Source organism: Methylobacterium sp. UNC378MF (assembly GCF_900103195.1).
In the GTDB taxonomy this organism is placed as follows: Bacteria; Pseudomonadota; Alphaproteobacteria; order Rhizobiales; family Beijerinckiaceae; genus Methylobacterium.
This window is the reverse complement of sequence record NZ_FMWU01000015.1, coordinates 89,568-112,973: the sequence shown is the minus strand read 5'-3', so window position 1 is coordinate 112,973 and position 23,406 is coordinate 89,568. Positions and strand designations below refer to the sequence as shown.

The following is a 23,406-nucleotide window of genomic DNA, read 5'->3' as shown; positions in this document are numbered from 1 at the left end:
CCGGAGCGCAGCGGAGGCCTCGAAGGAGCCCTCCAGCCCGCCGCGCGATCCCTGGAGCCCTCCTTCGAGGCTGCTGCGCAGCACCTCACGATGAGGGCGCTGATTGGACGAACCCTCACACCCGGCCGGAGCCGCCGCTGTTTCACGTGAAACCTTAACCATCATTCCCCGGCCGGCAGCGCCGCTTCTCCGCCCCGTCCGGCGCGCCTGCGGCGGTTGAGCACCCTGTGCCGGAGGCGATCGAGGGTGAGGTAGACGACGGGGGTGGTGTAGAGGGTCAGGATCTGGCTCACAATCAGGCCGCCGACGATGGCGATGCCGAGCGGCCGGCGCAGCTCCGCGCCCTCGCCGTTGGCCAGGATCAGCGGCACGGCGCCGAGCATCGCCGCCAGCGTGGTCATCATGATCGGCCGGAAGCGCAGGAGACAGGCCTCGCGGATCGCGTCCACGGGATTCGCGCCCCGGGTCCGCTCGGCGTCGATCGCCACGTCGATCATCATGATCGCGTTCTTCTTCACGATGCCGATGAGCAGGAACACCGCGATCAGCGCGATGATGGTGAAGTCGGTGCCGGTCACCAGCAGGGCGAGCACCGCGCCGACGCCGGCCGAGGGAAGGGTGGAGAGGATCGTCAGCGGGTGCACGAAGCTCTCGTACAGGATCCCCAGCACCGCGTAGACCGCCAGGATCGCCGCCAGGATCAGCAGCGGCTGGCGCGAGGCCGAGGCGACGTAGTTCTTGGCGGCGCCGGCATATTCGCCATGGATCGTGGCCGGCAGGTGCAGGGACGCCATCGCCCGGTCAATGGCGTCGGTGGCGTCCGACAGGCTCTTGCCCGGCGCGAGGTTGAACGAGATCGTGGTTGCCACGAACAGGCCCTGGTGGCTGACCTGCACGGGGGCGTTGCCGGGCTCGATCCGCGCGAAGGCCGAGAGCGGCACCATCGTCTCCTTGGCGGCCGAGACCGGCGCGCTCGACGAGGCGCCGCCCTTGCTCGCCGCGATGGCGTTGGACGACGCGTTGCGGGCCGAGTCCGAGGCGATGGCGGCGGCGTTCGAGGCCGTGTCGGCCGTGCTGGCCGAGGCCGCCGCGGTGGCCGCGCCCGTGTTGCCGGAGGCGCCGCCGACCGCGCCGGTGCCGGCGGCGGCGCCCCCGGCACTCATGGTCGCCGACGACGCGCTGCCGGGGCTGCTCGTGCCGGTCGCCGCGTTGGTGTTGACGCTGCCGCCCGCCGCGACGGTGCCGGCGACCGCGTTGGTGGTCGCTGAGCCGGCCGCGTTGCCGCCCGAGGTCGAGACGTAGATTTGCTTCAGGGTCTCCGGCGACTCCAGGTAGCGCGGCGCGATCTCCATCACGACGTGGTACTGGTTCAGCGGGTTGTAGATCGTCGAGACCTGGCGCTGGCCGAAGGCGTCGTAGAGGGTGTTGTCGATCTTGTTCGGAGTGATGCCGTAGCGGAACGCGGTCGCCCGGTCGATCACCACCCGGCTCTCCAGCCCGCCCTCCTGCTGGTCGGAGGTGACATCCGCGAAGGTCGGGTCCTTCTGCAGGGCGGCGAGCAGCTTCGGGGCGGCGGCGAACAGCTCCTCGGCGGTGTCGCCCTGAAGGGTGTACTGGTACTGGGCGAAGCTCTGGCGGCCGCCCATCTGCAGATCCTGGCGGGGGAAGACGTAGAGCCGCGCACCCGCAACCTGCGCGAGCTTCGGCCGCAGCCGCGCCATCACGGTGGAGATCGGCGCCCGCTCGTTGAGCGGCTTCAGCCCGACGAACACGTTGGCCGAGTTGGTGCCGCGCCCGCCCGTGAAGCCGACGACGCTCTCCACCGCCGGATCCGCGCCGACGATCGCGGTCGCCTGCTTGAGCTTCTTCTCCATCGACTGGAACGAGATGCGCTGGTCGGCCTGGACGCCGCCCATCATCTGGCCGGTATCCTGCTCGGGGAAGAAGCCCTTCGGCACGATGATGTAGAGGTAGACGTTGAGCCCGACCGTGGCGAGCAGGCTGAGCAGGACGAGGCGCGGATGGGCCAGCGCCACCTCCAGCGTCCGCGCGTAGGCGCGGAGCAGCCCCGAGAAGCCGCCCTCCAGCATCCGGATCACCAGATTCGGCCGGCGCCCCGATGCGGGCGCCCCGTCCGGACCGTGCCCCTCGGCGCGCAGCAGCCGGGCGCACATCATCGGCGTCGTGGTGAGCGACAGGACAAGAGAGATCAGGATCGACAGCGACAGGGTGACGGAGAATTCCTGGAAGATGCGGCCGACGAGGCCACCCATCAGCAGGATCGGCAGGAACACCGCGATGAGCGACAGGCTCATCGAGATCACCGTGAAGCCGACCTCCCGGGCGCCGATCAGCGCCGCCTGGAGCCGGGGCTTGCCTTCCTCGATGTGCCGCTGGACGTTCTCCAGCACCACGATGGCGTCGTCGACCACGAAGCCGGTGCCGATGATCAGCGCGGTCAGCGACAGGATGTTGAGCGAGTAGCCGAGCAGGTACATCGCCGAGAAGGTGCCGATGATCGAGATCGGCACCGCGACCGCCGGGATCAGCGTGGCCCGCCAGGAGCGCAGGAAGCCGAACACCACCAGGATCACGAGGCCGACCGCCACCAGCAGCGTCTCCTCGGTGGCCGACAGCGAGGCGCGGATCGTGGCGCTGCGGTCGCCCGTGAGCTTGATGTCGATGCCGCCAGGCAGGGCCGCGGTGATCTGCGGCAGCGCCTCCTTCACGGCGTTGATGGTCTCGACCACGTTGGCGCCGGGCTGCTTGTAGACGAACAGCAGCACGCCCGGCTCGCCGTTGACGATGCCGAGGTTGCGCTTGTCCTCGACGCCGTCGAGCACCTGGCCGACATCGGTGAGCTTCACCGCCGCGCCGTTGCGGTAGGCCACGATGATGTCGCGGTAATCGGCGGCCTTGCGGCCCTGGTCGTTGGCGTAGAGCTGGTAGCGGCGGGGGCCGACATCGATCTCGCCCTTGGGCGAGTTGGCATTGGCCGAGGCGAGCGCCGCCCGGATGCCTTCGAGGCCGATGCCGTAGTTGAACAGCGCCGTGGGATCGAGCTCGACCCGCACCGCCGGCAGGGACGAGCCACCGATATCGACGTTGCCGACGCCGGGCAGCTGCGACAGCTTCTGCTGCACCACCGTGGCGGCGGAATCGTAGACCTGGCCGCGGGTCAGCGTCTGCGAGGTCATGCCGAGGATGATGATCGGCGTGTCGGCGGGGTTGAACTTGCGGTAGGTCGGGTTCTGCCGCAGCGCCGCCGGCAGGTCGGCGCGCGCCGCGTTGATCGCCGCCTGGACGTCGCGGGCCGCCCCGTCGATGTCGCGGTTGAGGCCGAACAGCAGCACGATCCGGGTGGAGCCCAGCGTGTTGGTCGACGTCATCTCGTTGACGTCCGCGATGGCGCCGAGCCGCCGCTCCAGGGGCGCCGCCACGGTGGCGGCCATGGTGTCGGGCGAGGCGCCGGCCATCTGCGCCTGGACGAGGATGACGGGGAAGTCGATCTGCGGCAGCGGCGCCACCGGCAGCTTCAGGAAGGCGAACAGGCCGGCGAGCAGCACGCCGATCGTGAGCAGCGTGGTCGCCACCGGCCGCCGGATGAACGGCTCGGAGATGTTCACGGCAGCGCCTCGCCGCCCGCGAGATCCGGCCCCCGCCGCCCGGAAATCCGCCGCTCCAGCCGGTCGAACGCCAGATAGATCACCGGCGTCGTGAACAGGGTCAGCACCTGGCTGACGATCAGGCCGCCCGCGATGCAGATGCCGAGCGGCTGGCGCAGCTCCGAGCCCACGCCGGTGCCGAGGATCAGCGGCACCGCGGCGAACAGGGCCGCCAGCGTCGTCATCAGGATCGGCCGGAAGCGCAGGAGGCAGGCCTGGAAGATTGCCTCGCGCGGCTCCAGCCCGTCCTCGCGCTCCGCCTGGAGCGCGAAGTCGATCATCATGATGGCGTTCTTCTTCACGATGCCGATCAAGAGCACGATGCCGATCACCGCGATGATGTCGAGCGACAGGCCGAACAGCATCAGGCCGAGCAGCGCCCCGATCCCCGCCGACGGCAGGGTCGACAGGATCGTGATCGGGTGGATGAAGCTCTCGTAGAGCACGCCCAGCACGATGTAGACGGTCACGATCGCCGCCAGCACGAGGAACAGCTCGTTGCCGAGCGCCGACTGGAAGGCGAAGACCGAGCCCTGCGGCACCACCCGGAACGAGGGCGGCAGGCCGATCTCGGCCTTGACCCGCTCGATCGCCTCGACGCCCTGCCCGAGGGCCGCGCCCGGGGCGAGGTTGAACGACACGGTGGTGGCCGGGAACTGGCCGAGATGGGAGATCAGCAGCGGCGCCCGCCGCTCGCTGATCCGCGCCACCGCGGAGAGCGGCACCTGCCCGTTCGCCGCCGTGGACGAGGGCAGGTAGATCGCGTCGAGGCTGCGCAGGGTCGTGTGCAGCTTCGGATCGGCCTCCAGGATCACCCGGTACTGGTTCGACTGGGTGAAGATCGTCGAGATGATCCGCTGGCCGAAGGCGTCGTAGAGGGCGTTGTCGATCGTCGCCGGGGTGATGCCGTAGCGGCCGGCGGTGGGCCGGTCGATGGTCACGTAGGCGGCGAGCCCCTGGCCCTGGTGGTCGCTCGCCACGTCGGTGACCACGGGCGATTTCGCCAGCGCCTCGGTGAAGCGCGGCACCCAGGTCTCGAAATCGTCGATGTTCGGGCTCTCGAGGATCACTTGATACTGGGTCGCCGAGACCGCGGTGTCGATGGTCAGATCCTGGACCGGCTGCATGTAGAGCCGCATGCCGGGCGCGTCCGCGGCCGCCGCCGAGATCCGCCGGATGATCGCGCTGGCGGACGCCGTGCGCTCCTCCCGGGGCTTCAGGTTGATCAGCATCCGGCCGGAATTGAGCGTGACGTTCTGGCCGTCGACACCGATGAACGAGGACAGGCTGGCGACGTCCGGATCCTTGAGGACGATCTCGGCCATGCGCTGCTGCCGCTCGGCCATGGCGGCGTAGGAGACCGACTGGTCGGCCTGGGTGATGCCCTGGATCACGCCCGTGTCCTGCACCGGGAAGAAGCCCTTGGGGATCACCACGAACAGGTAGGCGGTGAGCGCCAGCGTGCCCAAGGCCACCAGCAGCGTCAGGCCCTGGTGGTCCAGCACCACCCGCAGGGAGCGGCCGTAGGATTCGATCGTGCCGTCGATGGCGCGTCGGCCGAGGCGGGAGATCGCGCCCTCCCGGCGGTGGCGGGTCTCGGCCTCCGGCACGTGCTTCAGGAGCCGCGCGCACAGCATCGGCACCAGGGTCAGCGAGACCACCGCCGAGATGATGATCGTGGCCGCCAGCGTGATGGCGAATTCGTGGAACAGCCGCCCGACCACGTCGCCCATGAACAGGAGCGGGATCAGCACGGCGATCAGCGAGACGGTGAGCGAGATGATGGTGAAGCCGATCTCGCGGGAGCCCTTCAACGCCGCCTCCAGGGGCGAGTCGCCCGCCTCGACGTGCCGGGCGATGTTCTCGATCACCACGATGGCGTCGTCGACCACGAAGCCGGTGGCGATGGTCAGCGCCATCAGCGACAGGTTGTCGAGGGAGAAGCCGTACAGGTCCATCACCGACAGGGCGCCGACCAGCGACAGCGGCACCGACAGGCTCGGGATCAGGGTTGCCGACAGGCTGCGCAGGAACAGGAAGATCACCAGCACCACGAGGGCGATGGCGAGGCCGAGCTCGAACTGCACGTCCTCCACGGAGGCGCGGATCGTGGTGGTCCGGTCGGTGAGCGGCGCCACCGCCACGGCGGCCGGCAGGCTCGCCTGCATCTGCGGCAGCAGCGACTTGATCTTGTCGACGGTCGCGATGACGTTGGCGCCCGGCTGGCGCTGGATGTTGAGGATCACCGCCGGCGTCGCGTCGGCCCAGGCGCCGAGCTTGGTGTTCTCCGGCCCCTCGACCACGTCGGCGACCTCCGAGAGCATCACCGGAGCGCCGTTGCGGTAGGCGATGATCGCCGAATCGTAGGCCTTCGGGTCGCGGATCTGGTCGTTGGCGTTGATCGCGTAGGACTGCTTCGGCCCGTCGATCGTGCCTTTCGGCGTGTTGACGTTGAGGTTGGTGATGGTGGTGCGCAGGTCGTCGATGTTGAGCCCGTAGGCGGCGAGCGCCCTTGCGTTGAACCGCACCCGCACGGAGGGCCGCTGACCGCCCGAGATGCTCACGAGGCCGACGCCCGCCACCTGGCTGATCTTCTGGGCCAACCGCGATTCCGCCAGATCCCGGACCTGGGTCAGCGGCAGGGTCTTGGAGGTGAGCGCCAGCGTCAGGACCGGCGCGTCGGCCGGGTTGACCTTGGCGTAGATCGGCGGCGCCGGCAGGTCGGAGGGCAGCAGGTTGCCGGCGGCGTTGATCGCCGCCTGGACCTGCTGCTCGGCGATGTCGAGGGACAGGTCCAGGCTGAACTGCAGGGTGATGACCGAGGCGCCCGCGGAGGATTGCGAGGTCATCTGGTTGAGGTTGGCGAGCTGCCCGAACTGCCGCTCCAACGGCGCGGTCACCGAGGAGGTCATCACCTCGGGGCTGGCACCCGGATAGAAAGTCTGGACCTGGATGGTCGGGTAATCGACGGCCGGCAGCGCCGAGACCGGCAGGTTCAGGTACGACACGCCGCCGACGATCAGGATCGCCAGCATCAGCAGCGTCGTGGCCACCGGGCGGAGGATGAACAGGCGGGACGGGTTCATGACGCGCTCCCGTTATCCCTCACCCCTCTGCAGGGGGAGGGGGAGCGTCGCGCCTGAGCCGTCCTCACTGCGCCTGACGGCGCCGGTGCCGACGACCGCCCTCCGCTGTCCCATGGGAATCCGCCGCCGCGTCGGCGGGCGCGCCGGGCTTCACATCCCCTTTGCCGTCGGCCTTGGCCTCGGCGGCCTTGCCGTCGCCCGTGGCCGCCTGCGCGCCCTCGGTGATCCGCACCGGCGCGCCGTCCTTCAGCCGGTCGGTGCCGTCCGTGACGACGCGGTCACCCGGGTTCAGGCCGGAGATCACCACGGTGGTGGTGCCGTCGGTCTCGCCGGTCTTGATCGGCCGGACCGTGACCTTGCTGTCCCCGTCCATCAGGTAGACGTAGGTGCCGGGTGTGCCTTGGAGCAGGCTGGAATTCGGCACGAGCGTCGCGCCCCGCACCGTGTCGACGGTCAGCTTGGCGTTGACGAACTGGTTCGGAAACAACTCCTCGTCGGCATTGTCGAACAGCGCGCGCAGCTTCACCGTGCCGGTGGTCGTGTCGATCTGGTTGTCGACCGTGTCGAGCCGGCCGGTGGCGATCTCGTGGGCGTCGCCACGGTCGTAGGCCCGCACGGTGAGCTTCGCGCCGGCCCGCACCTGCCGCATCACCCGCGACACGTCGTCCTCCGGCAGGGTGAAGACCACCGAGATCGGGTGGAGCTGGGTCACCACCACGATCGCCGTGGAGGCGGCCGAGATGTAGTTGCCCTGGTCGACCTGGCGCAGGCCGACCCGGCCGTCCACCGGTGACGTGATGTGCGTGTAGGCGATGTTGAGCTTCTGCTGGTCGACGAGCGCCTGGTCGGCCGCGACCGTGCCCTCGTTCTGCTTCACCAGAGCAGCCTGCGTGTCGACGTTCTGCTTCGAGATCGAGTCCTGCCGGTTCAGCGTCTGGTAGCGTTGCAGGTCGAGCTTCGAGTTCTGGAGCAGCGCCTGATCGCGAGCCAGCTGGCCCTGGTACTGGGCGAGCAGCGCCTCGTAGGGCCGGGAATCGATCTGCGCGAGCTCGTCGCCCGCCTTGACGGTCTGACCCTCGCGGAACTTCACCTGGGTGAGATAGCCGCTGATCTGCGACTTCACCGTCACGGTGGCGAGCGGTGTCACGGTCCCGAGGCCCTGCAGCACCACCGGCATGTCGCCGGTCGTGACGTTCGCGATACCGACCGCCTGCGGCATGTCGGCGCCGCCGTGCCGGCCGCCGCGGCCGCCGGTCCGGTGCGCGGTCGCGGGCTCCGCGCCCTTGTCGGTGCGGGCTTCGTACCAGCGATGGCCGATCGCACCGGCACCGGCGAGCAGCACCAGGAGCACGAGCCAGCGGATCGGCCTGAAACGCCGGGTCCGGACCTCGCGCGCGGGCGCCTCGCCGGGCTGGTAGGCGCGGGCCGTGTCGGTCCGGATCGGTGAACTCTCGTTCATGCCTGACTAGAGCACAGGACGGTCGTCTGCGCGACCGGCGGCACCCTATCCCTCGCTGTCCAAGCCCCCATGCCGCCTCCGGAACGCCGCGTCCCGGAAGCCCATCCTGAAGCCGCCCGATCCCGCGGGAACCGACGGCTCCGATCCCGTGTGCGGGAGCGTAAGCCCATAAAGCTGTCCGGGCCCCGAACGGCTCCTTACCGCGGCGACATGTTCAGCCGCGGTCTTACCGCTCGCTCACCCCTCGGTGCGCTTCACCGGTGCCCGGCCAATGCGCCGTCACTAGGGCGGCGACGTTTCACTCGTGTTGCTGGGGCTCGCCGGACGCGTCCGGTGCCGCATAAGCGCGCAGCACCGCCTGGAACGCGGGATCGACCGGCGTGACGGCCACGGCGCGGCGAAGGCCGAGTCCGAGTCCGCCGATCAGCAGCGCCAGGATCAAGCAGCCGAGGAACACGCGTGAGGAGGGCCGCATCGTCGAATCCGGAAGGTCGACCCGATGATCGGAGCGGCCGCCGCCGCACATGCCGAAAGGGCCACCGACCCGCAAGTCGATGGCCCTTCTGGAGACCGGAGCGGCATCCCGCTGACGGGGCGAGGGGGCGAAGCCCCGTCGGCGAGTGCGCCGCTCCAGCCGTGATCCGAACCTACGAGACGGGTGATGAATGTCAACATTCGTCAGTCGATGGTTGCGCGCCGGAGACGGGGTCTGTGCGGCTGCGCACATTCCGCAACGCCCAACGCCCATGCTACAGGCCGGCGATGCCGAGACCCGCCATGCCGACACCTTCGATGCCCGGCGCCGCGTGCCGTACACCCTGCCGCGCCGCATGAAGCCCGCCTTCATCAATCCCGTCTTTGCCGCGCTGCCCACGACGGTGTTCGAGACCATGTCGCGGCTTGCGCGGGTCCACGGCGCGATCAATCTCGGTCAGGGTTTTCCGGACGATCCCGGGCCGGAGGATGTGCGCGAGCGGGGCGCGCGGGCGCTCCTGGAGGGCTGGAACCAGTACCCGCCGATGATGGGCCTGTCGGCCCTGCGGGAGGCGGTCGCCGCCCACTACGCGCACCACCAGGGGCTCGCCCTCGACCCGGAGACGGAGGTGATGGTCACCTCCGGGGCGACCGAGGCGCTGGCCGGCGCGCTCCTGGCACTGATCGAGCCCGGCGACGAGGTCGTACTGTTCGCGCCCATGTACGACGCCTACCTGCCCCTGGTCCGACGGGCCGGCGGCGTGCCGCGGGTCGTGCCGCTGCAGCCTCCGGCTTTTCGCCTCGACGAGGCCGCCCTCGCGGCGGCCTTCGGTGAGCGCACCCGGGTCGTGGTGCTGAACAACCCCCTCAACCCGAGCGCCACCCTGTTCGCGCCGGACGACCTCGATCTGCTCGCCCGCTACTGCCAGCGCTTCGATGTGACCGCGCTCTGCGACGAGGTCTGGGAGCACGTGGTATTCGACGGCGCGCGCCACCGGCCGCTAATGGCGCTGCCCGGCATGCGGGAGCGGACCGTCAAGATCGGCTCGGCCGGCAAGATCTTCTCGCTCACCGGCTGGAAGGTCGGCTTCGTGATGGCCGATGCCCGGCTGATGCGCGGTCTCGCCAAGGCGCACCAGTTCCTCACCTTCACCACGCCCCCGAACCTCCAGGAGGCGGTGGCCTACGGGCTGGGCAAGCCGGCCGCGTGGTTCGAGGCGATGCGGGCCGGCTACGCCCGCTCCCGCGACCGGCTCGCGGGCGGCCTGCGCGACCTCGGCTTCTCGGTGCTGCCGGCCCAGGCCACGTGGTTTCTCAACATCGACATCACCGCCCTGGGCCGCGCCGACGATGTGGCCTTCTGCGAGGCCCTCGTCACCCGTCACGGCGTCGCGGCGATCCCGGTGAGCGCCTTCTACCCGGATGCCTCCGTGCGCGGCCTCGTCCGGCTCTGCTTCGCTAAGGACGACGCCACCCTGGATGCGGCGCTCGACCGCATGAGCGGCCTCGCCGGGAGCGCCGCGTGACGCGGGCCGGTACCGTCCTTGCGGGGATCCGATCGGGGCGCCACATCGTTGGGGACGATGGCTTCCCGACGGATCCCGACCATGGACTTCACCCAGGCTGCCCAGGCCGGGCGTTTCGCCCGTGCCGAGACCTTTTCCGGGGGCGAGACCCGCTCCGGTTCCCGGCCCGCCTTCCTGTCGGCGGATCTCAGCCAGGAGGCGAGTCTCGCCCGGCTGGAGACTCTGGCCCACCTGATGGACACAGCGTTCGTCATCCCGGGCATCAACAGGCGGGTCGGGTTCGACGCGCTGATCGGGCTCGTGCCGGTGATCGGCGACGTGGCCGGCATGGTGATTTCCTCCTTCATCGTCTACGAGGCGAAGCGCCTCGGCGCGCCGCGCTGGCTGCTGGCCCGGATGGGGCTGAACGTCGCCTTCGACGGGCTGATCGGCGCGGTGCCGGTCGCGGGCGACCTGTTCGACGCCGCCTTCAAGGCCAACCGCCGCAACGTTCGTCTGCTGCGCCGCTGGCTGGAGCGCAGCGGTGGTCTGCGCCCCACCGAGATCGAGGGCACCGCGACCCGGCTCGACGGCTGAGCCCCCTCATCCGCTTCCGATCCGGCCGGCCGCGGGGCTGCCCAAGCCCCGCGGGAGCGTGTGCGCCGCGGCGCGGGAGGCAGCACGGATGAACGAGGTCACGCGTCCCGGCGAGAGCGAAGTCGTGCCCGCGCCGATGCCGGGCGCCCAGCCGCTGGTCCTGCGCCCGGACGAGGGGGCGCCGCCTCCGGTCCCGGCCGCGGGAGCGAGCCGGCGCGCCCGCCTGTCGCCGCTCAACCGGCGCCGCCTCGACAATTTCCGCCGCAACCGGCTCGGCTACGGATCGTTCGTGATCTTCGCGATCCTGTTCGTGCTCAGCCTGTTCGCGGAATTCATCGCCAACGATCGCCCGATCCTGCTGTCCTACAAGGGCGAGTGGCTGGTCCCGGTCCTGGTCGACTATCCCGAGGAGAAGTTCGGCGGCTTCCTCGCCACGACCGATTATCGCTCCGCCGAGATCCGCAAGGAGATCGCCGCGAACGGCTGGGCGCTGTGGCCGCCGATCCCGTTCTCGTACGACACGATCAACGAGGATCTGCCGACGCCGTCGCCGTCGCCGCCCACTTGGATGCTCACCGACGCGCAGTGCCGGCCCGTGGCCGAGAAACTCGGTGGCGCGGGTTGCGCGGACATTCCCTGGCACTGGCTCGGCACCGACAACACCACGCGGGACGTGCTGGCGCGGGTGATCTACGGTTTCCGCATCTCGGTGCTGTTCGGCCTGATCCTGGCCGCGGTCTCGTCGGTGATCGGCGTCATCGCGGGCGCCGTGCAGGGCTATTTCGGCGGTTGGGTCGATCTCGCCTTCCAGCGCTTCATCGAGGTCTGGGGTGGCATTCCGACCCTTTACCTGATCATCATCATCTCGGCCTTCATCGCACCGGGCTTCTTCGTTCTGCTCGGGATCATGCTGCTGTTCTCGTGGGTGGCGCTGGTTAGCGTCGTCCGCGCCGAGTTCCTGAGGGCCCGGAACTTCGAATACGTCCGGGCCGCGCGGGCTTTGGGCCTGTCGAACATCCGCATCATGACCGTTCATCTGCTGCCGAATGCCATGGTGGCGACGCTGACCTTCCTGCCGTTCATCCTGAACGGTTCGATCACCACCCTGACCTCGCTGGATTTCCTCGGCTTCGGCCTGCCGCCCGGCTCACCCTCCCTCGGAGAGCTTCTCGCCCAGGGCAAGGACAATCTGACCGCCCCGTGGCTCGGATTGACCGGCTTCCTGGTCATCGCCGTGATGTTGAGCCTGCTCGTCTTCGCCGGCGAGGCCGTGCGCGACGCCTTCGATCCCCGTAAGACTTTCGTCTGAGGTCGCCACCGGCGGGAGAAAATGACGCAGGTCCCGGCCGCGCGTCCGCACAACTGTACGAAGATTGAGCCTTGTCGCGGAATGACCGGGCGGCAACCGTATAGGACCGTCTCGGGATGGTCCCGATCCTGGGGGTAAAGGTCTCTGCCGCCAACAAAAACTCGGCTCCAGGAACCGACTAGAATTCGTGGATCGGAGAGCGATAAAGCGCCTCAGAAGTGTGCTTCAACTGCCATCAATGCAACCATACCCTGTAAGCCTTGCCGGATGATGGAGACTTAGACTTTGTCCTGATCACAGATAATTGTATGGATTGCCTTGCATTTTTCAGACGCTGTCTTAACTCGCGCAACAGGGGTCCCCATCAGGCTTTTGTTCCAAGGAAAGAGAGAATGTCAGAAACTGCGCCGACATCGCAATTGGATTTCATCGAGCGGACCGTGGACGTCGTCGCGGCCTACGTTTCCAACAACTCGCTGCCTTCGGCCGAATTGCCGGCCCTGATCGCGAGCATCCACGAGGCGCTGAACGCGATCGGGTCCGGTCCGGCCGCTCCGGCGGCCGAGAGCGTCGAGCGGCCGACGCCCGCTCAGATCCGCAAGTCGATCCGCCCCGACGGACTGATCAGTTTCATCGACGGCAAGTCGTACAAGACGCTGAAGCGCCACCTGACCAAGCACGGGCTCGATCCGCAGAGCTACCGGGAGCGCTACGGTCTGCCGGCCGATTACCCGACCACCTCGGCGAACTATTCGGCGCAGCGCTCGGCGCTCGCCAAGAGCCTCGGTCTCGGCCAGCCGGGTCGGTCTCAGTCGGCCGCCAATGATGCGGAGCCCGCAGACGAGGCGGCCTCTACCCCCGCCCCGAGCCGGCGCAAGACCGCGGCCGCCACGACCAAGTCCCGCGCCAGCCGCAAGGTCGAAGCCGCCTGATTGCGGCCGGAGGGGCCGAATGGTCGTAGGCGCGCGATCGAAGACGATCGCGTCCTCAACCCCCTCCGGAGCCCCTGAACGGCGCGCGGTCGCGGCTCAGGCCGCGAGCCGCCCGTCGAGCGGGAACACCTTGGCGGGGTTCAGCATCCAGTGCGGATCGAACACCGCCTTGACCCGCATCTGCTGCTCAAGATCGACCTGATCGTACTGGAAGCGCATCAGCTCGCGCTTCTCGATCCCGACGCCGTGCTCGCCGGTCAGGCAGCCGCCGACTTCGACGCAGAGCTTCAGGATCTCGTCGCCCGCAGTCTCGGCCTTCTGCAACTCGCCGGGCCTGTTGATGTCGAACAGGATCAGCGGGTGCAGGTTGCCGTCGCCCGCGTGGAACACGTTGGCGACCCGCAGGCCCTTCTCGGCGCAGATCGCACCGATCCGCTCCAGCACCGGCCCGAGCTGGCCGGTGGGGATCGTGCCGTCCATGCAGATGTAGTCGGAGATCCGGCCGGTCGCCCCGAAGGCCGACTTGCGGCCCTTCCAGATCGCGGCCGATTCCGCCTCCGAACGCGAGACCCGCACGCTGGTCGGGCGGAAATCCTTGGCGATCGTCTCGATCCGCGCCAGCATCGCGTCACACTCGGTGTCCGAGCCCTCGACCTCGATGATCAGCATCGCCTCGGCGTCGCGGGGATAGCCGGCCTGAGCGAAATCCTCGGTGATCAGGATCGCTTCGCGGTCCATGTACTCGATCGCCACCGGGATGATTCCGGCCGCGATGATCGCCGCGACGCAATCGCCCGCATCCTCGACCTTCGAGAAGCCGACCAGCACCGGCCGCGCACCCTCGGCTGCGCGCAGGATCCGCACGGTCGCCTCGGTGACGATGCCGAGCTGCCCCTCCGAGCCGCAGACGAGGCCGAGCAGGTCGTAGCCGCCGCTGTCGAGGTGCTGGCCGCCGATCTCGACCACGGTGCCGTCGTTGAGCACCAGGGTGACGCCCAGCAGGTTGTTGGTGGTCACGCCGTATTTGAGGCAGTGCGCGCCGCCGGAATTCATCGCGATGTTGCCGGCGATCGTGCAGGCGAGCTGGCTCGACGGGTCGGGGGCGTAGAAGAAGCCCTCGTGGCTGACCGCCCCGGAGATCGCGAGGTTGGTGATGCCGCTCTGCACCCGGGCGGTGCGGTTGGCGAAGTCCATGTCGAGGACCTTGGTCATCTTGCCGACGCCCAGGATGATCGCGTCGGCCTGCGCGATGGCGCCGCCCGCGAGCGACGTGCCGGCGCCGCGGGGCACGACCCGCACGCCGTTGGCGTGGCAATAGGCCATCACGGCGGCGACCTCCGCGGTGGTGGAGGGCAGGACCACGGCGAGCGGCATCTGCCGGTACGCGGTCAGCCCGTCGGTCTCGAACGCCCGGCGCTCGTCCTCGCTGACCACCAGCGCCTCCGGCGCGACCAGGGGGGCGAGGCCGGCCAGGATCGCCTCGCGGCGGGCGAGGATCGCGGGATCGGGGTCGGGGAAGCGGATGGTCATGGGGCTTGTGCCCTCCTTGGGCCCGCGGCGCGGGATGGCGTGCGGGCAGCATGGACCTCGGCGGCCGCGCCTTCAACCAGAGTGCGGCGCTGCGTCGTCCCGGCGTCACATTTCAACCACGACGGCTGCCTAGCGTCGCCGGAGACGCCTCGCTGCGCCGAGCCTCGATTCCGGCCTCCGGTGCCGGATCCGGTCGACGGGTCAAGAACGGACACGATGAACGCTCCCGCCTCCAGCGCCCTGCGCGACGATCGTTATGACGCGCCGTCGGCGCATCTCGCCACCACCCGCGATCTCGGGATCCGCAGCCTCCAGCTCGGCATCGCGGCCCTGCAGGAGGCGAGCGCGGCCTTCCAGGGCCGGCTCGGCGCGGCCTTCGAGGAGGCGGTGCAGACCATCCTGCAGAGCAAAGGCCGCGTCATCGTGAGCGGCATCGGCAAGAGCGGCCATGTCGGCCGCAAGATTGCCGCGACGCTGGCCTCCACGGGCACGCACGCCTTCTTCGTCCACCCGACCGAGGCGAGCCACGGCGACCTCGGGATGATCGCCCGGGACGACGTCATCATCGCGCTGTCTTGGTCGGGGGAGACCGCGGAACTGTCCGATCTCGTCGGCTTCAGCCGCCGGTTCTCGATCCCCCTGGTCGCCATCACCCGCAACGGCGAGAGCACGCTCGGCAAGGCCGCCGACGTGCTGCTGGAGCTGCCCCGCGTGCGGGAATCCTGCCCGCACGACCTCGCGCCGACCTCCTCCAGCCTGATCCAGCTGGCGCTGGGCGACGCCCTGGCGGTGGCGCTGCTGGAGCGGCGCGGCTTCACTTCGGCGCGCTTCCACACCCTGCATCCCGGCGGGACACTGGCGGCCCGCCTCAGGACCGTGCAGCAGGTGATGCACGGGCCCCAGGACATGCCGCTGGTCCACGAGAGCGCCCTGATGTCGGAGGTGCTGATCGAGATCGCGGCGCGGCGCTACGGCTGCGTCGGCGTCACCGACGGGGCCGGGCGCCTTGTCGGCATCGTCACGGACGGCGACCTGCGCCGCCACATGGGCCCTGCGCTCCTCGACACGCCGGTCTCGACGGTGATGACCCGGGATCCGGTCACCGTCGAACCGCACAAGCTGGCTCAGGCCGCCCTGGAACTGATGAACCGCCGGCTCATCACCGCGGTCTTCGCGGTCACGGACGGACGGCCCGTGGGCATCGTGCACGTCCACGACCTGCTGCGCGTCGGCATCGTCTGAGGCCGTTCGGAGCCGGCAGGTCCGATCCTCGCTCGCATCCTTCGAGGCCTCCGCTGCGCTGCGGCACCTCAGGATGAGAACGGAGGGTGGGGCGACCGGTGGCGGATCCGCCGGTCGGGCGCTTCTCACAGCCGCGCCAGCAGCTCCGCCTTCTTGGTCGAGAATTCCGAATCGGTGAGCACGCCGCGCGCGTGCAGGTCCGCCAGCCGTTCGATGGTCGCGAGCACCGCGTCCGCCGAGGACCGGTCCGGCGCGGGCGTCTCCGCGGGTGCCGCCTTTTGCGCCCTATCCGCTTGGCGCGGGTCTACCTGACGCGGGTCCACTTGGCGCGGCGCCGCGACCTCCGCCTCGATCCGGCGCAGGCGGTCGAGGGCGACGGCCCCGGCCGGTCCCGTAAAGCCGAGGCTGCCATTCGCTTGCGACACGCCGGTGATGCGGTGCTCGCCGGTATCGTAGAGAGCGACCTCCGAACCCGAGTCGACGGCGAGCCGCCTTCTGTCGGGGAAATAGGCGTAGCGCAGCCCGTTCTGAGCGCCGGTGCTCGCCGGATCCCCCAGACCGGCCGGCCACCACTCGCCGCCGCCTCGTCGTGCCACGGGCGCAGCGTCCGAGAAGCCGCCTGCTGGGAGCGCCCCGGCCAGCTCGGTGCAGAGTGCGCCGACCCGCGCCTTCAGGCCGTCGTCGAACATCCGGCCGACCATCACCATGCCGCCGGAGAACCACTGTCCCATCCCGCCGAGATCGGGATGGTCGAACTGCGCCATCGTGCCGTGGCCGCGCTCCAGGGCCCGGATCAGGTGGCGCACCGCGTCCAGGCTGACCCCGTGACGCTCGGCGACATTCCGCAGTCCGGAGACGGGGTCGAACGGCCCGTCATCCCGGAATGGGTCGGATTCGGCAGCGTTGTCGGACGGATCCATGAGCCAGCTCCCGAAGCGGTGGAGGGCGGATACGATGCGCCCGAGACCGGGTGCGCGCCGGCCCGGGAGCCCGAAGGCCGCCCCGGGCCCTGCGGCGGCGTTGCGTTGCAGACCCAATCTGCGGTCGTACAAGCGGGTTCCGGGCCGTCTCAGGCCGCGGTCGGCGGGAATGGGCCCGCGATGGTGAAGTCGGTGATCGGCCGGCGGCCGTTCGGGGTCTCGCGGGGTCGCTGCTCCTCGGGAAGGTCCGCCTCGGGCGTTTTGCGGCCGACCGCGAAGGCGGCCTCGATCCGATGGTTCTCGGGCAGGCGCAGGACCTCGGGCGCGCGGACATGGTCGAAGCCGACCATGCCGTGGGCGTGCCAGCCCTGATGGATCGCCTGGAGCTGGAAGGCGAGCGAGGCGCTGCCGGCGTCGAAGGAGTGGCTGTAGGAGGGCTTCAGCTCGTCGCCGACCTTCATGAGCCCGTTCGAGACCAGGAACAGGATCGCGCCGGTGCCGGCGACCCATTTCTGGTTGGCGGGAACGAGGAGGCCCAGGAACGTGTCCCAATTGGCATCGCCCCGGAGCGCGTAGAGGAAGCGCCAGGGCTGCGAATTGTAGGCGGAGGGCGACCAGCGCGCCGCCTCGATCATCCGCATCAGCTCGGATTCGGGCAGAGCCTCGCCCGTGAAGGCGCGGGGCGAGTACCGCGCGACGAAGACCGGATCGATGTCGTGGTCGGCGCGGCGGGGCGAGGGCAGGCTCAAGGGATTCATCTCCGGATGGGCGCGGGCGCCCGGGCAGCCGAGCTTGCCCGAAACGCCCGCCCGGAGGCAAACCCTACGCCATCCTAGGCCACGCTGCGCTCGATCTCCTCCTCGTCGCAGATCACGCCGGCATTGCCCTCGAACTCGGCCGCGAGGTCCACGGGGGCGTGAACCGGCGCCGCGTTCACCCGGTCGCGCGCGAAGGTCGCCAGGAACAGGCGCATGACGTGGCGCACGCCCGCGTCGTTGATGGTGCGCTGGTCCTCGTTGTAGTAGCGCCCGGCATTCACGTTGCTCGTGACGATGTCGTAGGCGGGGAAGTAGACCGCCCGCGGGTCCCCGCGGCCGACCACCTCGCCGGCCGCCACCCGCAGCACTGACTTGGAGTAGCTGTTCGACTCCATCACGTGCCGGTCCATGTAGGTGGCGATCATCGGCACCGGCGAGACCGTGAAGATCACCCGCGCCTTCGGGTTCACGCTCCAGAGCCGGTCGAGGAAGCCGTTGAGGTCGCCCAGCACCTCGCCCGCGCCCGCGTTGACGCACTCGTAGAGCTCAGGGTCGAAGGTGCCGCCCGCGACGCCTGGGGCGAGCGGCAGCGCCGCGCCGTCGGCCCGCCAGCGCCAGCCTTCCGTGAGTCCGAGCGTCAGCACGAACACGTCGAGCGTCTCGAACAGGCGGCGCACCTCGGCGAGATGCGCGTCGCGCGCCGCGACCACCTCGGCCTCGCTCGCAAAACCCGCGGGCTCGACCGTGGGCCGGAACGGGTCAACGTAGCGGCCGTCGTCGCGCAGCCACGCCTTCAGCTCCGGCTCGAACGTTCCGTAGGCCCGGTCGAACAGCTGCACGAACTGGCGCGTGTAGTAGAGGTTGCCGTAGCGCGCCGAGAACGTGCCGAACTGGCGGGCATTGGCCTCCTCGGCGCTCATGCCGGGGGGCGGCGGCTCGGTCAGGTAGTAGTTGAAGCCGGCGCCGCGCACCGCCTCGGCCACCCGCTGCGCGAAGCAGGAGCCGCCGGTGGCGACCTTGTCGGTCGGCCCGATCACGAAGGTGTCCTTCGGGTGCGGATTGACCGCGAAGGGCGGCACGTTGGTGACGACCTTGCGCCAGAATCGCTCGGCCGGTAGACCCGTATACGGATTCAACGCCATCTTCGAACCCTCTTCTTCACGACGGCGACGGCCCTCGGGACCGCTGACCCGTCCGCTGACACCGGCACGCGACGTGGCCCTGAACGACCTGCCCCGGCGCGCCCGCAGCGCGTTCACCCGCTCGGCGCCCGATTGGGCGCCTACCCGTTGGGCCCCCACCTGGGCGACACCATGGCGGAACCGCGCCCGCGCCGCCACGACCCGTGACGGGCCGAGCATCGCGGTGCTGGGCAATTGCCAGGCGCGGGGCATCGCCCGGGCCATGCGCCTGCTCGCACCGAGGAGCCCGGTGCGCTACCTGCCCATGGGCTCGCTCAAGCGCGACCACGGCCATGTCGACGGCCTGATCCGCACCCTGCGCGCCCACGACCACGTCTTCTCGCAGGCCTTCCCGGCCGGGCTGATCCCGGGCGGCGACGTCGCCACTGTGCGCGCGGCCGACCCGCGGCTCAAGCTGTTCCCGTCGATCGTGTTCTCGGCCTTCCACCCGGACATGGTCTATGTCGGCCAAGCCTCGGACCTCGCCGCGCTGAAGCTGACGCCGTCGCCGCTGGGCCAGTACCACTCGGCGATCGTGCTGACCGCCCACCGGCTCGGCCTCGATGCCGGCCGCACCGCCGGCCTGTTCCGCGAGGACCTGTTCGCCCGCCTGGGCTACCTCGACCACTGGGACCCGGCCGTGCGCGAGCTCGTCGGCGCGGCCGACGCCCTGGGCTTCGGGCTGGAGCGCGAGGTGACCCGCTGGGCGCGCCGCGGCGCCTTCATGCACCTGATGAACCATCCCAAGGTCCACGTCCTCGGCGACATCGCCCGGCGGCTGCTGCAGGAGAGCGGTCTCGCGCCCGAGCCCGTGGAGATCGAGGATTACCTCGGCGACGAGCTGGCCCAGGACGTGGTCTGGCCGATCTACCCGCCCATCGCCGAGCATTTCGGCCTGACCGGCTCGTACCTGTTCAAGACCAAGCCGCGGGGCGACGACTTCCCGGTGCTCTACGACCTGCCAGGCTTCATCGCGGCGAGCTTCGCGCTCTACGACGCGATGACCCCCGGGGATCTCGCCTGCCCGCGGGTCGAGGCGTGGCTCGCCGCGCCGGAGATCGTCGCGCTGTTCCGGGGCGGCTGAGGCCGCCCCCGGGAGCCAAGGCGTCCAGCCGGCAGACGCGTCGTTGCGAGCGGAGCGAAGCAATCCAGGAGCGCCTCGCCGGCCGAGCGCGGGCCGCCCGGGGTCGCTTCGCTGCGCGCGCGATGACGGTCCGGCTCGGATGGATCCGTGACTCAGCCCGCCGCGCAGAGCCGGCTGTCGGAGCCGGCCGCGCCGAGGCCCTCGACCATCATCCGGACCAGGCGGTTGACCTCCTGCATCTGGAAGGGCTTGCGCAGGAACAGGCTGCCCGGCACGCCGCTGCGGCCGTGCGTGTCCGTCGAGGTGTAGACCACCGGCCGGTCCGGGTGGATTGCCCGGAAGGCGTGGGCCACCGTCCAGCCGTCGATCAGCCCGGGCAGGTGGATGTCGGTGAACAGCCAGTCGATCGCGCCGCCCCGGTCGCGCAGGATGGTCAGCGCGGCCTCGCCCGTGGAGGCTTCGATCACCCGGATGCCGTGCGTCTCGCATAGGCTCGCGACGATCTCGAGGAGCAGGTAGCTGTCCTCGACGATGAGGACGCTCTGGGCGGGGCGCATGCGGGAGGTCCGGTGTTCGGCCCGCCGATTAGGGAGCGACAGGGTTGAGGATCTCTTAAAGACCCGCCTGGACCCGTTACCGGGCGGAGGCCCGGCGCCTGTTGCAACGCCGCAACCGGGGCGGCCGAAATGCCGCGTCGCAGCCCGCCGCCCCGCCGCCGCCGCATTCCGGGCGCGTCCCGGGTGTGTCAGCGCACGCCGTCGACCGGTGCGGGCCGTCACCACGCCCCCGCGCCGCCCGGCGGAACCGTCGCTTAACCAACCCCGCCTACCAACGGCGCCAGGAATACGCGGACCCGCCTCGAAGACCAGCAGCCGGCCTTCGGCACCGCTCGAGGAGTTTTTTAGACCATGCCCCAGCGTTTCCGCGCCGCCGCCCTCGGCCTCGCGCTCGTCGCCGCCCTCGGCCTGGGCGCCTGCAGCAACGACAAGGACCTCGCCGACGCCTCCGCCTTCGGGGCGGGCGCCGCGACCCCCGGCAGCGCCCAGGACTTCGTCGTCAATATCGGCGACCGGGTCTTCTTCGAGTCGGATTCCACCGACCTGACGCCCACCGCGACCGCGACCCTCGACAAGCAGGCCGCGTGGCTGCAGCGCTACCCGCGCTACACCTTCATCATCGAGGGCCATGCCGACGAGCGCGGCACCCGCGAGTACAACTTCTCCCTCGGCGCCCGCCGGGCCCAGGCGGTGAACGACTACCTCGCCACCCGCGGCATCGCGGCGAGCCGGATGCGGACCGTGTCGTACGGTAAGGAGCGGCCGGTGGCCGTGTGCAACGACATCTCTTGCTGGTCGCAGAACCGCCGTGCGGTGATCGTCCTCGATCGCGGCGCCGGGGCGTAAGCCGCGGCGAAAACGACCCCGGAGGCGGCTTCCGACCGCCGCCTCCGCCTCGCGCCGCAGTTTTGCCGCGGAACGGCGCATCTGTTAGGCCCTCGCGCCGCCACCGGATCGCACCCGCACCATGTCCGCCCGTCTTCGCACCCGCCTCGCGCTCACCACGATCCTGGGAGCCATGCTCCTCGGCCACCCGGCAGCCGCGCAGGACGCCTCCGAGTTGGTGGTGCGCCTTGGCCGCATCGAGAACCAGTCCCGGCTCATGGCCGGACAGATCGAGACCCTCCAGTACGAGAACCGCCAGCTCAAGGAGCAGCTGCGCAAGTTCCAGGAGGACGTCGAGTTCCGCCTGAACGAGGGCAAGGGCGGCAAGCCCTCGGCCGCCCCCGCGCCGTCGGGCGCCGTCAACGGCGGCAATCCGGGCGCCGGCCGCCCCGGCAAGCGCGGCGACGCCTTCGACCCGTCCCAATCCCCCGGAGCCCCGGGCGCCCCCGTGCAGCTCGGCAGCACGCAGCCCTCCGCGCCGCTGCCGCCGCGTGACGCCGTCGAGGCGACCGAGGCCGCCCCCCGGCCGCAGCGTCTGCCGCAAGGGGCGATCAATGGGGCAATCAATGGGGATGATGAGGACGCCGACGCCGTTCCCGGCTACGACGAGCCGGTCGATCTGCGGCCGCCGGCCCGGACCGGGGCGATCCCGGCGCGGCCCTCCGAGAGCGTGGCCGCCACCCGGACCGGCGATCCGGCCGCCGATTACGACGCCGCGGTCGAGCTGTACCGCGCCAAGCAGTACGAGCAGGCCGAGATGGGCCTGCGCCAGTTCATCCAGTCGCATCCGCGCGACAACCGCGTCGCCGGCGCGACCTACTGGCTCGGCGAGAGCTACCTCGCGCGCGGCCGCAACCGCGAGGCCGCCGAGCAGTTCCTGAAGGTCTCCACCGACTACGCCCGCTCCTCCCAGGCCCCCGACGCCATGCTGAAGCTCGGCGTCACGCTCAACGCGCTCGGCGCCCGCGAGCAAGCCTGCGCGACCTTGGCCGAGCTGGACCGGAAGTTCCCGAATGCCGGCAACGGCGTCCGCCAGGGCGTCGCGCGCGAGCAGAAGCGCGCCCGCTGCGGCGCTTGATCGGCCCGGACGACCCGGTCCTCGCTGCCCTCAGCCCCTGGCTCGGCCCATCCGCGCGCGGCGGCCGGGGCGCGCTCCTGGCCGTCTCGGGCGGTCCCGATTCGAGCGCCCTGATGCATGCCGCCGCGATCCTGCGCGACGCGACCGGCGCATCACTGCAGGTCGCCACCGTGGATCACGGCCTGCGTCCGGACTCGGCCGCGGAGGCTGAGAACGTCGGCCGCGCCGCCCGAGAACTCGGCCTGCCCCACGCAATTCTGACCTGGGCGGGCGCGAAGCCCGGCACCGGGCTGCAGGACGCGGCCCGAACGGCCCGTTATGCCCTGCTTGCCGCCCAGGCCGAGGCGGTCGGCGCCGGCCTCGTCCTGACAGGCCACACCCGGGACGATCAGGCCGAGACGGTGCTGATCCGGCTCGCCGCCGGCAGCGGCCTCGCGGGGCTCGCCGGCATGCGCGCAGAGCGGGACCTCGTCCCCGGCCTGACCCTCGGACGGCCCTTCCTGCACCTGCCGAAATCCGCCCTGGTGGCGTGGTGCGAGGCCCGGGGCATCCCGTATCTGCGCGATCCCGCCAACGGCGATCCGCGCTTCGCCCGCGGCCGCCTGCGCGCGGCCTGGCCGGTTCTGGAACGCGAGGGCCTGACCCAGGCGCGCCTTGCCCGGCTCGCCGAGCGCGCCGCCCGCGACGAGGCCGCGCTCCGGAGCGCGGCTGAGCAGGCCCTCGACCGGTTGCGGCGGCCCGGACCGGAGACGGGGGTTGGCATGGGCCTCGACGGGGCCGCCCTGGCGGCCCTGCCCGACGCCGTGGCCCTGCGCTGCCTCGATCTCGCCCTGACCCGGGCCGGCGCGCCGCCGCGCCGTCTCGAACGCCTCGAAACCCTGGTCCTCGAATCGCTCCTGCCGGCCCTGCGGCGCCGGGAGCCGATCCGGCGCACCTTGGCGGGGTTTCTGGTCTGCGCCGATGCGGGAGGGACCGTGAGCCTCGCCCCTGCTCCGCCGCGTCGACGCAGGGCGGCAGGTGCTGCCCTCGCCGCAGGGCCTCCCGAATTACTTGGCAAGGGAGAACCCCCCGCCTACATTGGCGAGGTGTGCACGGACGGACAGGACTAGCCGCGTGGCGGGTCCGTCCTGGGGGTCGCACGCGC

At 70.5% G+C, this 23,406-nt stretch carries 18 protein-coding genes; 9 read left to right on the top strand and 9 right to left on the bottom strand.

Annotation, left to right across the window (positions count from 1 at the left end; all coding sequences use genetic code 11):
- Positions 1 to 161: 161 nt before the first annotated feature.
- From BLT59_RS16955 to BLT59_RS31340, 4 genes are all read right to left on the bottom strand, one after another.
- Entirely contained in the window at positions 162 to 3,626 is a 3,465-nt protein-coding gene (locus tag BLT59_RS16955; protein ID WP_091782601.1) for an efflux RND transporter permease subunit, read from the bottom strand.
- Entirely contained in the window at positions 3,623 to 6,751 is a 3,129-nt protein-coding gene (locus BLT59_RS16950; protein ID WP_091782598.1) for an MdtB/MuxB family multidrug efflux RND transporter permease subunit, read from the bottom strand. Before BLT59_RS16950 ends, BLT59_RS16955 begins: the two co-directional genes overlap by 4 nt.
- A gap of 64 nt (positions 6,752 to 6,815) precedes the next feature.
- Positions 6,816 to 8,210, bottom strand: coding sequence for an MdtA/MuxA family multidrug efflux RND transporter periplasmic adaptor subunit (locus tag BLT59_RS16945; protein WP_091782595.1), 1,395 nt, complete (start codon positions 8,208 to 8,210; stop codon positions 6,816 to 6,818).
- Between the two features lie 298 nt (positions 8,211 to 8,508).
- The gene (locus tag BLT59_RS31340) at positions 8,509 to 8,685 is read right to left on the bottom strand and encodes a hypothetical protein (protein WP_244514027.1); all 177 of its coding nucleotides are present in this window, start codon (positions 8,683 to 8,685) and stop codon (positions 8,509 to 8,511) included.
- A gap of 355 nt (positions 8,686 to 9,040) precedes the next feature.
- On the opposite strand from BLT59_RS31340, the gene BLT59_RS16935 reads away from it, so the two are divergent.
- The 4 genes from BLT59_RS16935 (at position 9,041) to BLT59_RS16920 (ending at position 13,027) form a co-directional block, all read left to right on the top strand.
- Positions 9,041 to 10,210 carry an aminotransferase gene (locus BLT59_RS16935; RefSeq protein WP_175544043.1) on the top strand — a complete coding sequence of 390 codons (1,170 nt, stop codon included), beginning with the start codon at positions 9,041 to 9,043 and terminating at the stop codon, positions 10,208 to 10,210.
- 81 nt (positions 10,211 to 10,291) lie between these two features.
- A complete protein-coding gene (locus tag BLT59_RS16930) occupies positions 10,292 to 10,786 on the top strand; it encodes a DUF4112 domain-containing protein (RefSeq protein ID WP_091782589.1) in 495 nt (164 codons plus the stop codon).
- 88 nt (positions 10,787 to 10,874) lie between these two features.
- The gene (locus BLT59_RS16925; protein WP_091782586.1) at positions 10,875 to 12,095 is read left to right on the top strand and encodes an ABC transporter permease; all 1,221 of its coding nucleotides are present in this window, start codon (positions 10,875 to 10,877) and stop codon (positions 12,093 to 12,095) included.
- Positions 12,096 to 12,487: 392 nt separating this feature from the next.
- On the top strand, positions 12,488 to 13,027 hold the full coding sequence (locus tag BLT59_RS16920; RefSeq protein WP_091782584.1) for a Ros/MucR family transcriptional regulator: 540 nt from the start codon (positions 12,488 to 12,490) through the stop codon (positions 13,025 to 13,027).
- A gap of 96 nt (positions 13,028 to 13,123) precedes the next feature.
- Here BLT59_RS16920 and BLT59_RS16915 read toward each other — a convergent pair whose 3' ends face one another.
- Positions 13,124 to 14,557: an FAD-linked oxidase C-terminal domain-containing protein gene (locus tag BLT59_RS16915; RefSeq protein ID WP_091782581.1), complete on the bottom strand. Its 1,434-nt coding sequence runs from the start codon at positions 14,555 to 14,557 to the stop codon at positions 13,124 to 13,126.
- 216 nt (positions 14,558 to 14,773) lie between these two features.
- Here BLT59_RS16915 and BLT59_RS16910 point away from each other — a divergent pair, with 216 nt between their 5' ends.
- The gene (locus BLT59_RS16910; RefSeq protein ID WP_091782577.1) at positions 14,774 to 15,799 is read left to right on the top strand and encodes a KpsF/GutQ family sugar-phosphate isomerase; all 1,026 of its coding nucleotides are present in this window, start codon (positions 14,774 to 14,776) and stop codon (positions 15,797 to 15,799) included.
- Between the two features lie 125 nt (positions 15,800 to 15,924).
- On the opposite strand, the gene BLT59_RS16905 is transcribed toward BLT59_RS16910, so the two are convergent.
- The 3 genes from BLT59_RS16905 to BLT59_RS16895 form a co-directional block, all read right to left on the bottom strand.
- Positions 15,925 to 16,719: an SHOCT domain-containing protein gene (locus tag BLT59_RS16905; RefSeq protein ID WP_091782574.1), complete on the bottom strand. Its 795-nt coding sequence runs from the start codon at positions 16,717 to 16,719 to the stop codon at positions 15,925 to 15,927.
- A 149-nt stretch (positions 16,720 to 16,868) separates the two neighbouring features.
- Positions 16,869 to 17,477 carry a nitroreductase family protein gene (locus BLT59_RS16900; RefSeq protein ID WP_091782571.1) on the bottom strand — a complete coding sequence of 203 codons (609 nt, stop codon included), beginning with the start codon at positions 17,475 to 17,477 and terminating at the stop codon, positions 16,869 to 16,871.
- Between the two features lie 74 nt (positions 17,478 to 17,551).
- Positions 17,552 to 18,619 (bottom strand): GSCFA domain-containing protein, encoded by a 1,068-nt coding sequence (locus BLT59_RS16895; RefSeq protein WP_091782568.1) that lies wholly within the window; start codon positions 18,617 to 18,619, stop codon positions 17,552 to 17,554.
- 73 nt (positions 18,620 to 18,692) lie between these two features.
- On the opposite strand from BLT59_RS16895, the gene BLT59_RS16890 reads away from it, so the two are divergent.
- Positions 18,693 to 19,742, top strand: a complete 1,050-nt coding sequence (locus BLT59_RS16890) for a WcbI family polysaccharide biosynthesis putative acetyltransferase (RefSeq protein ID WP_091782565.1) — start codon at positions 18,693 to 18,695, stop codon at positions 19,740 to 19,742.
- A 152-nt stretch (positions 19,743 to 19,894) separates the two neighbouring features.
- Here BLT59_RS16890 and BLT59_RS16885 read toward each other — a convergent pair whose 3' ends face one another.
- The gene (locus BLT59_RS16885) at positions 19,895 to 20,299 is read right to left on the bottom strand and encodes a response regulator (protein WP_091782562.1); all 405 of its coding nucleotides are present in this window, start codon (positions 20,297 to 20,299) and stop codon (positions 19,895 to 19,897) included.
- A gap of 351 nt (positions 20,300 to 20,650) precedes the next feature.
- On the opposite strand from BLT59_RS16885, the gene pal reads away from it, so the two are divergent.
- The 3 genes from pal (at position 20,651) to tilS (ending at position 23,371) form a co-directional block, all read left to right on the top strand.
- Complete coding sequence (gene pal / locus BLT59_RS16880) at positions 20,651 to 21,145, top strand: peptidoglycan-associated lipoprotein Pal (RefSeq protein ID WP_012321252.1); 495 nt, start codon at positions 20,651 to 20,653, stop codon at positions 21,143 to 21,145.
- Between the two features lie 121 nt (positions 21,146 to 21,266).
- Complete coding sequence (ybgF, locus tag BLT59_RS16875; protein ID WP_091782559.1) at positions 21,267 to 22,262, top strand: tol-pal system protein YbgF; 996 nt, start codon at positions 21,267 to 21,269, stop codon at positions 22,260 to 22,262.
- The gene (tilS, locus tag BLT59_RS16870; RefSeq protein ID WP_091782556.1) at positions 22,259 to 23,371 is read left to right on the top strand and encodes a tRNA lysidine(34) synthetase TilS; all 1,113 of its coding nucleotides are present in this window, start codon (positions 22,259 to 22,261) and stop codon (positions 23,369 to 23,371) included. Before ybgF ends, tilS begins: the two co-directional genes overlap by 4 nt.
- Positions 23,372 to 23,406: the final 35 nt, after the last annotated feature.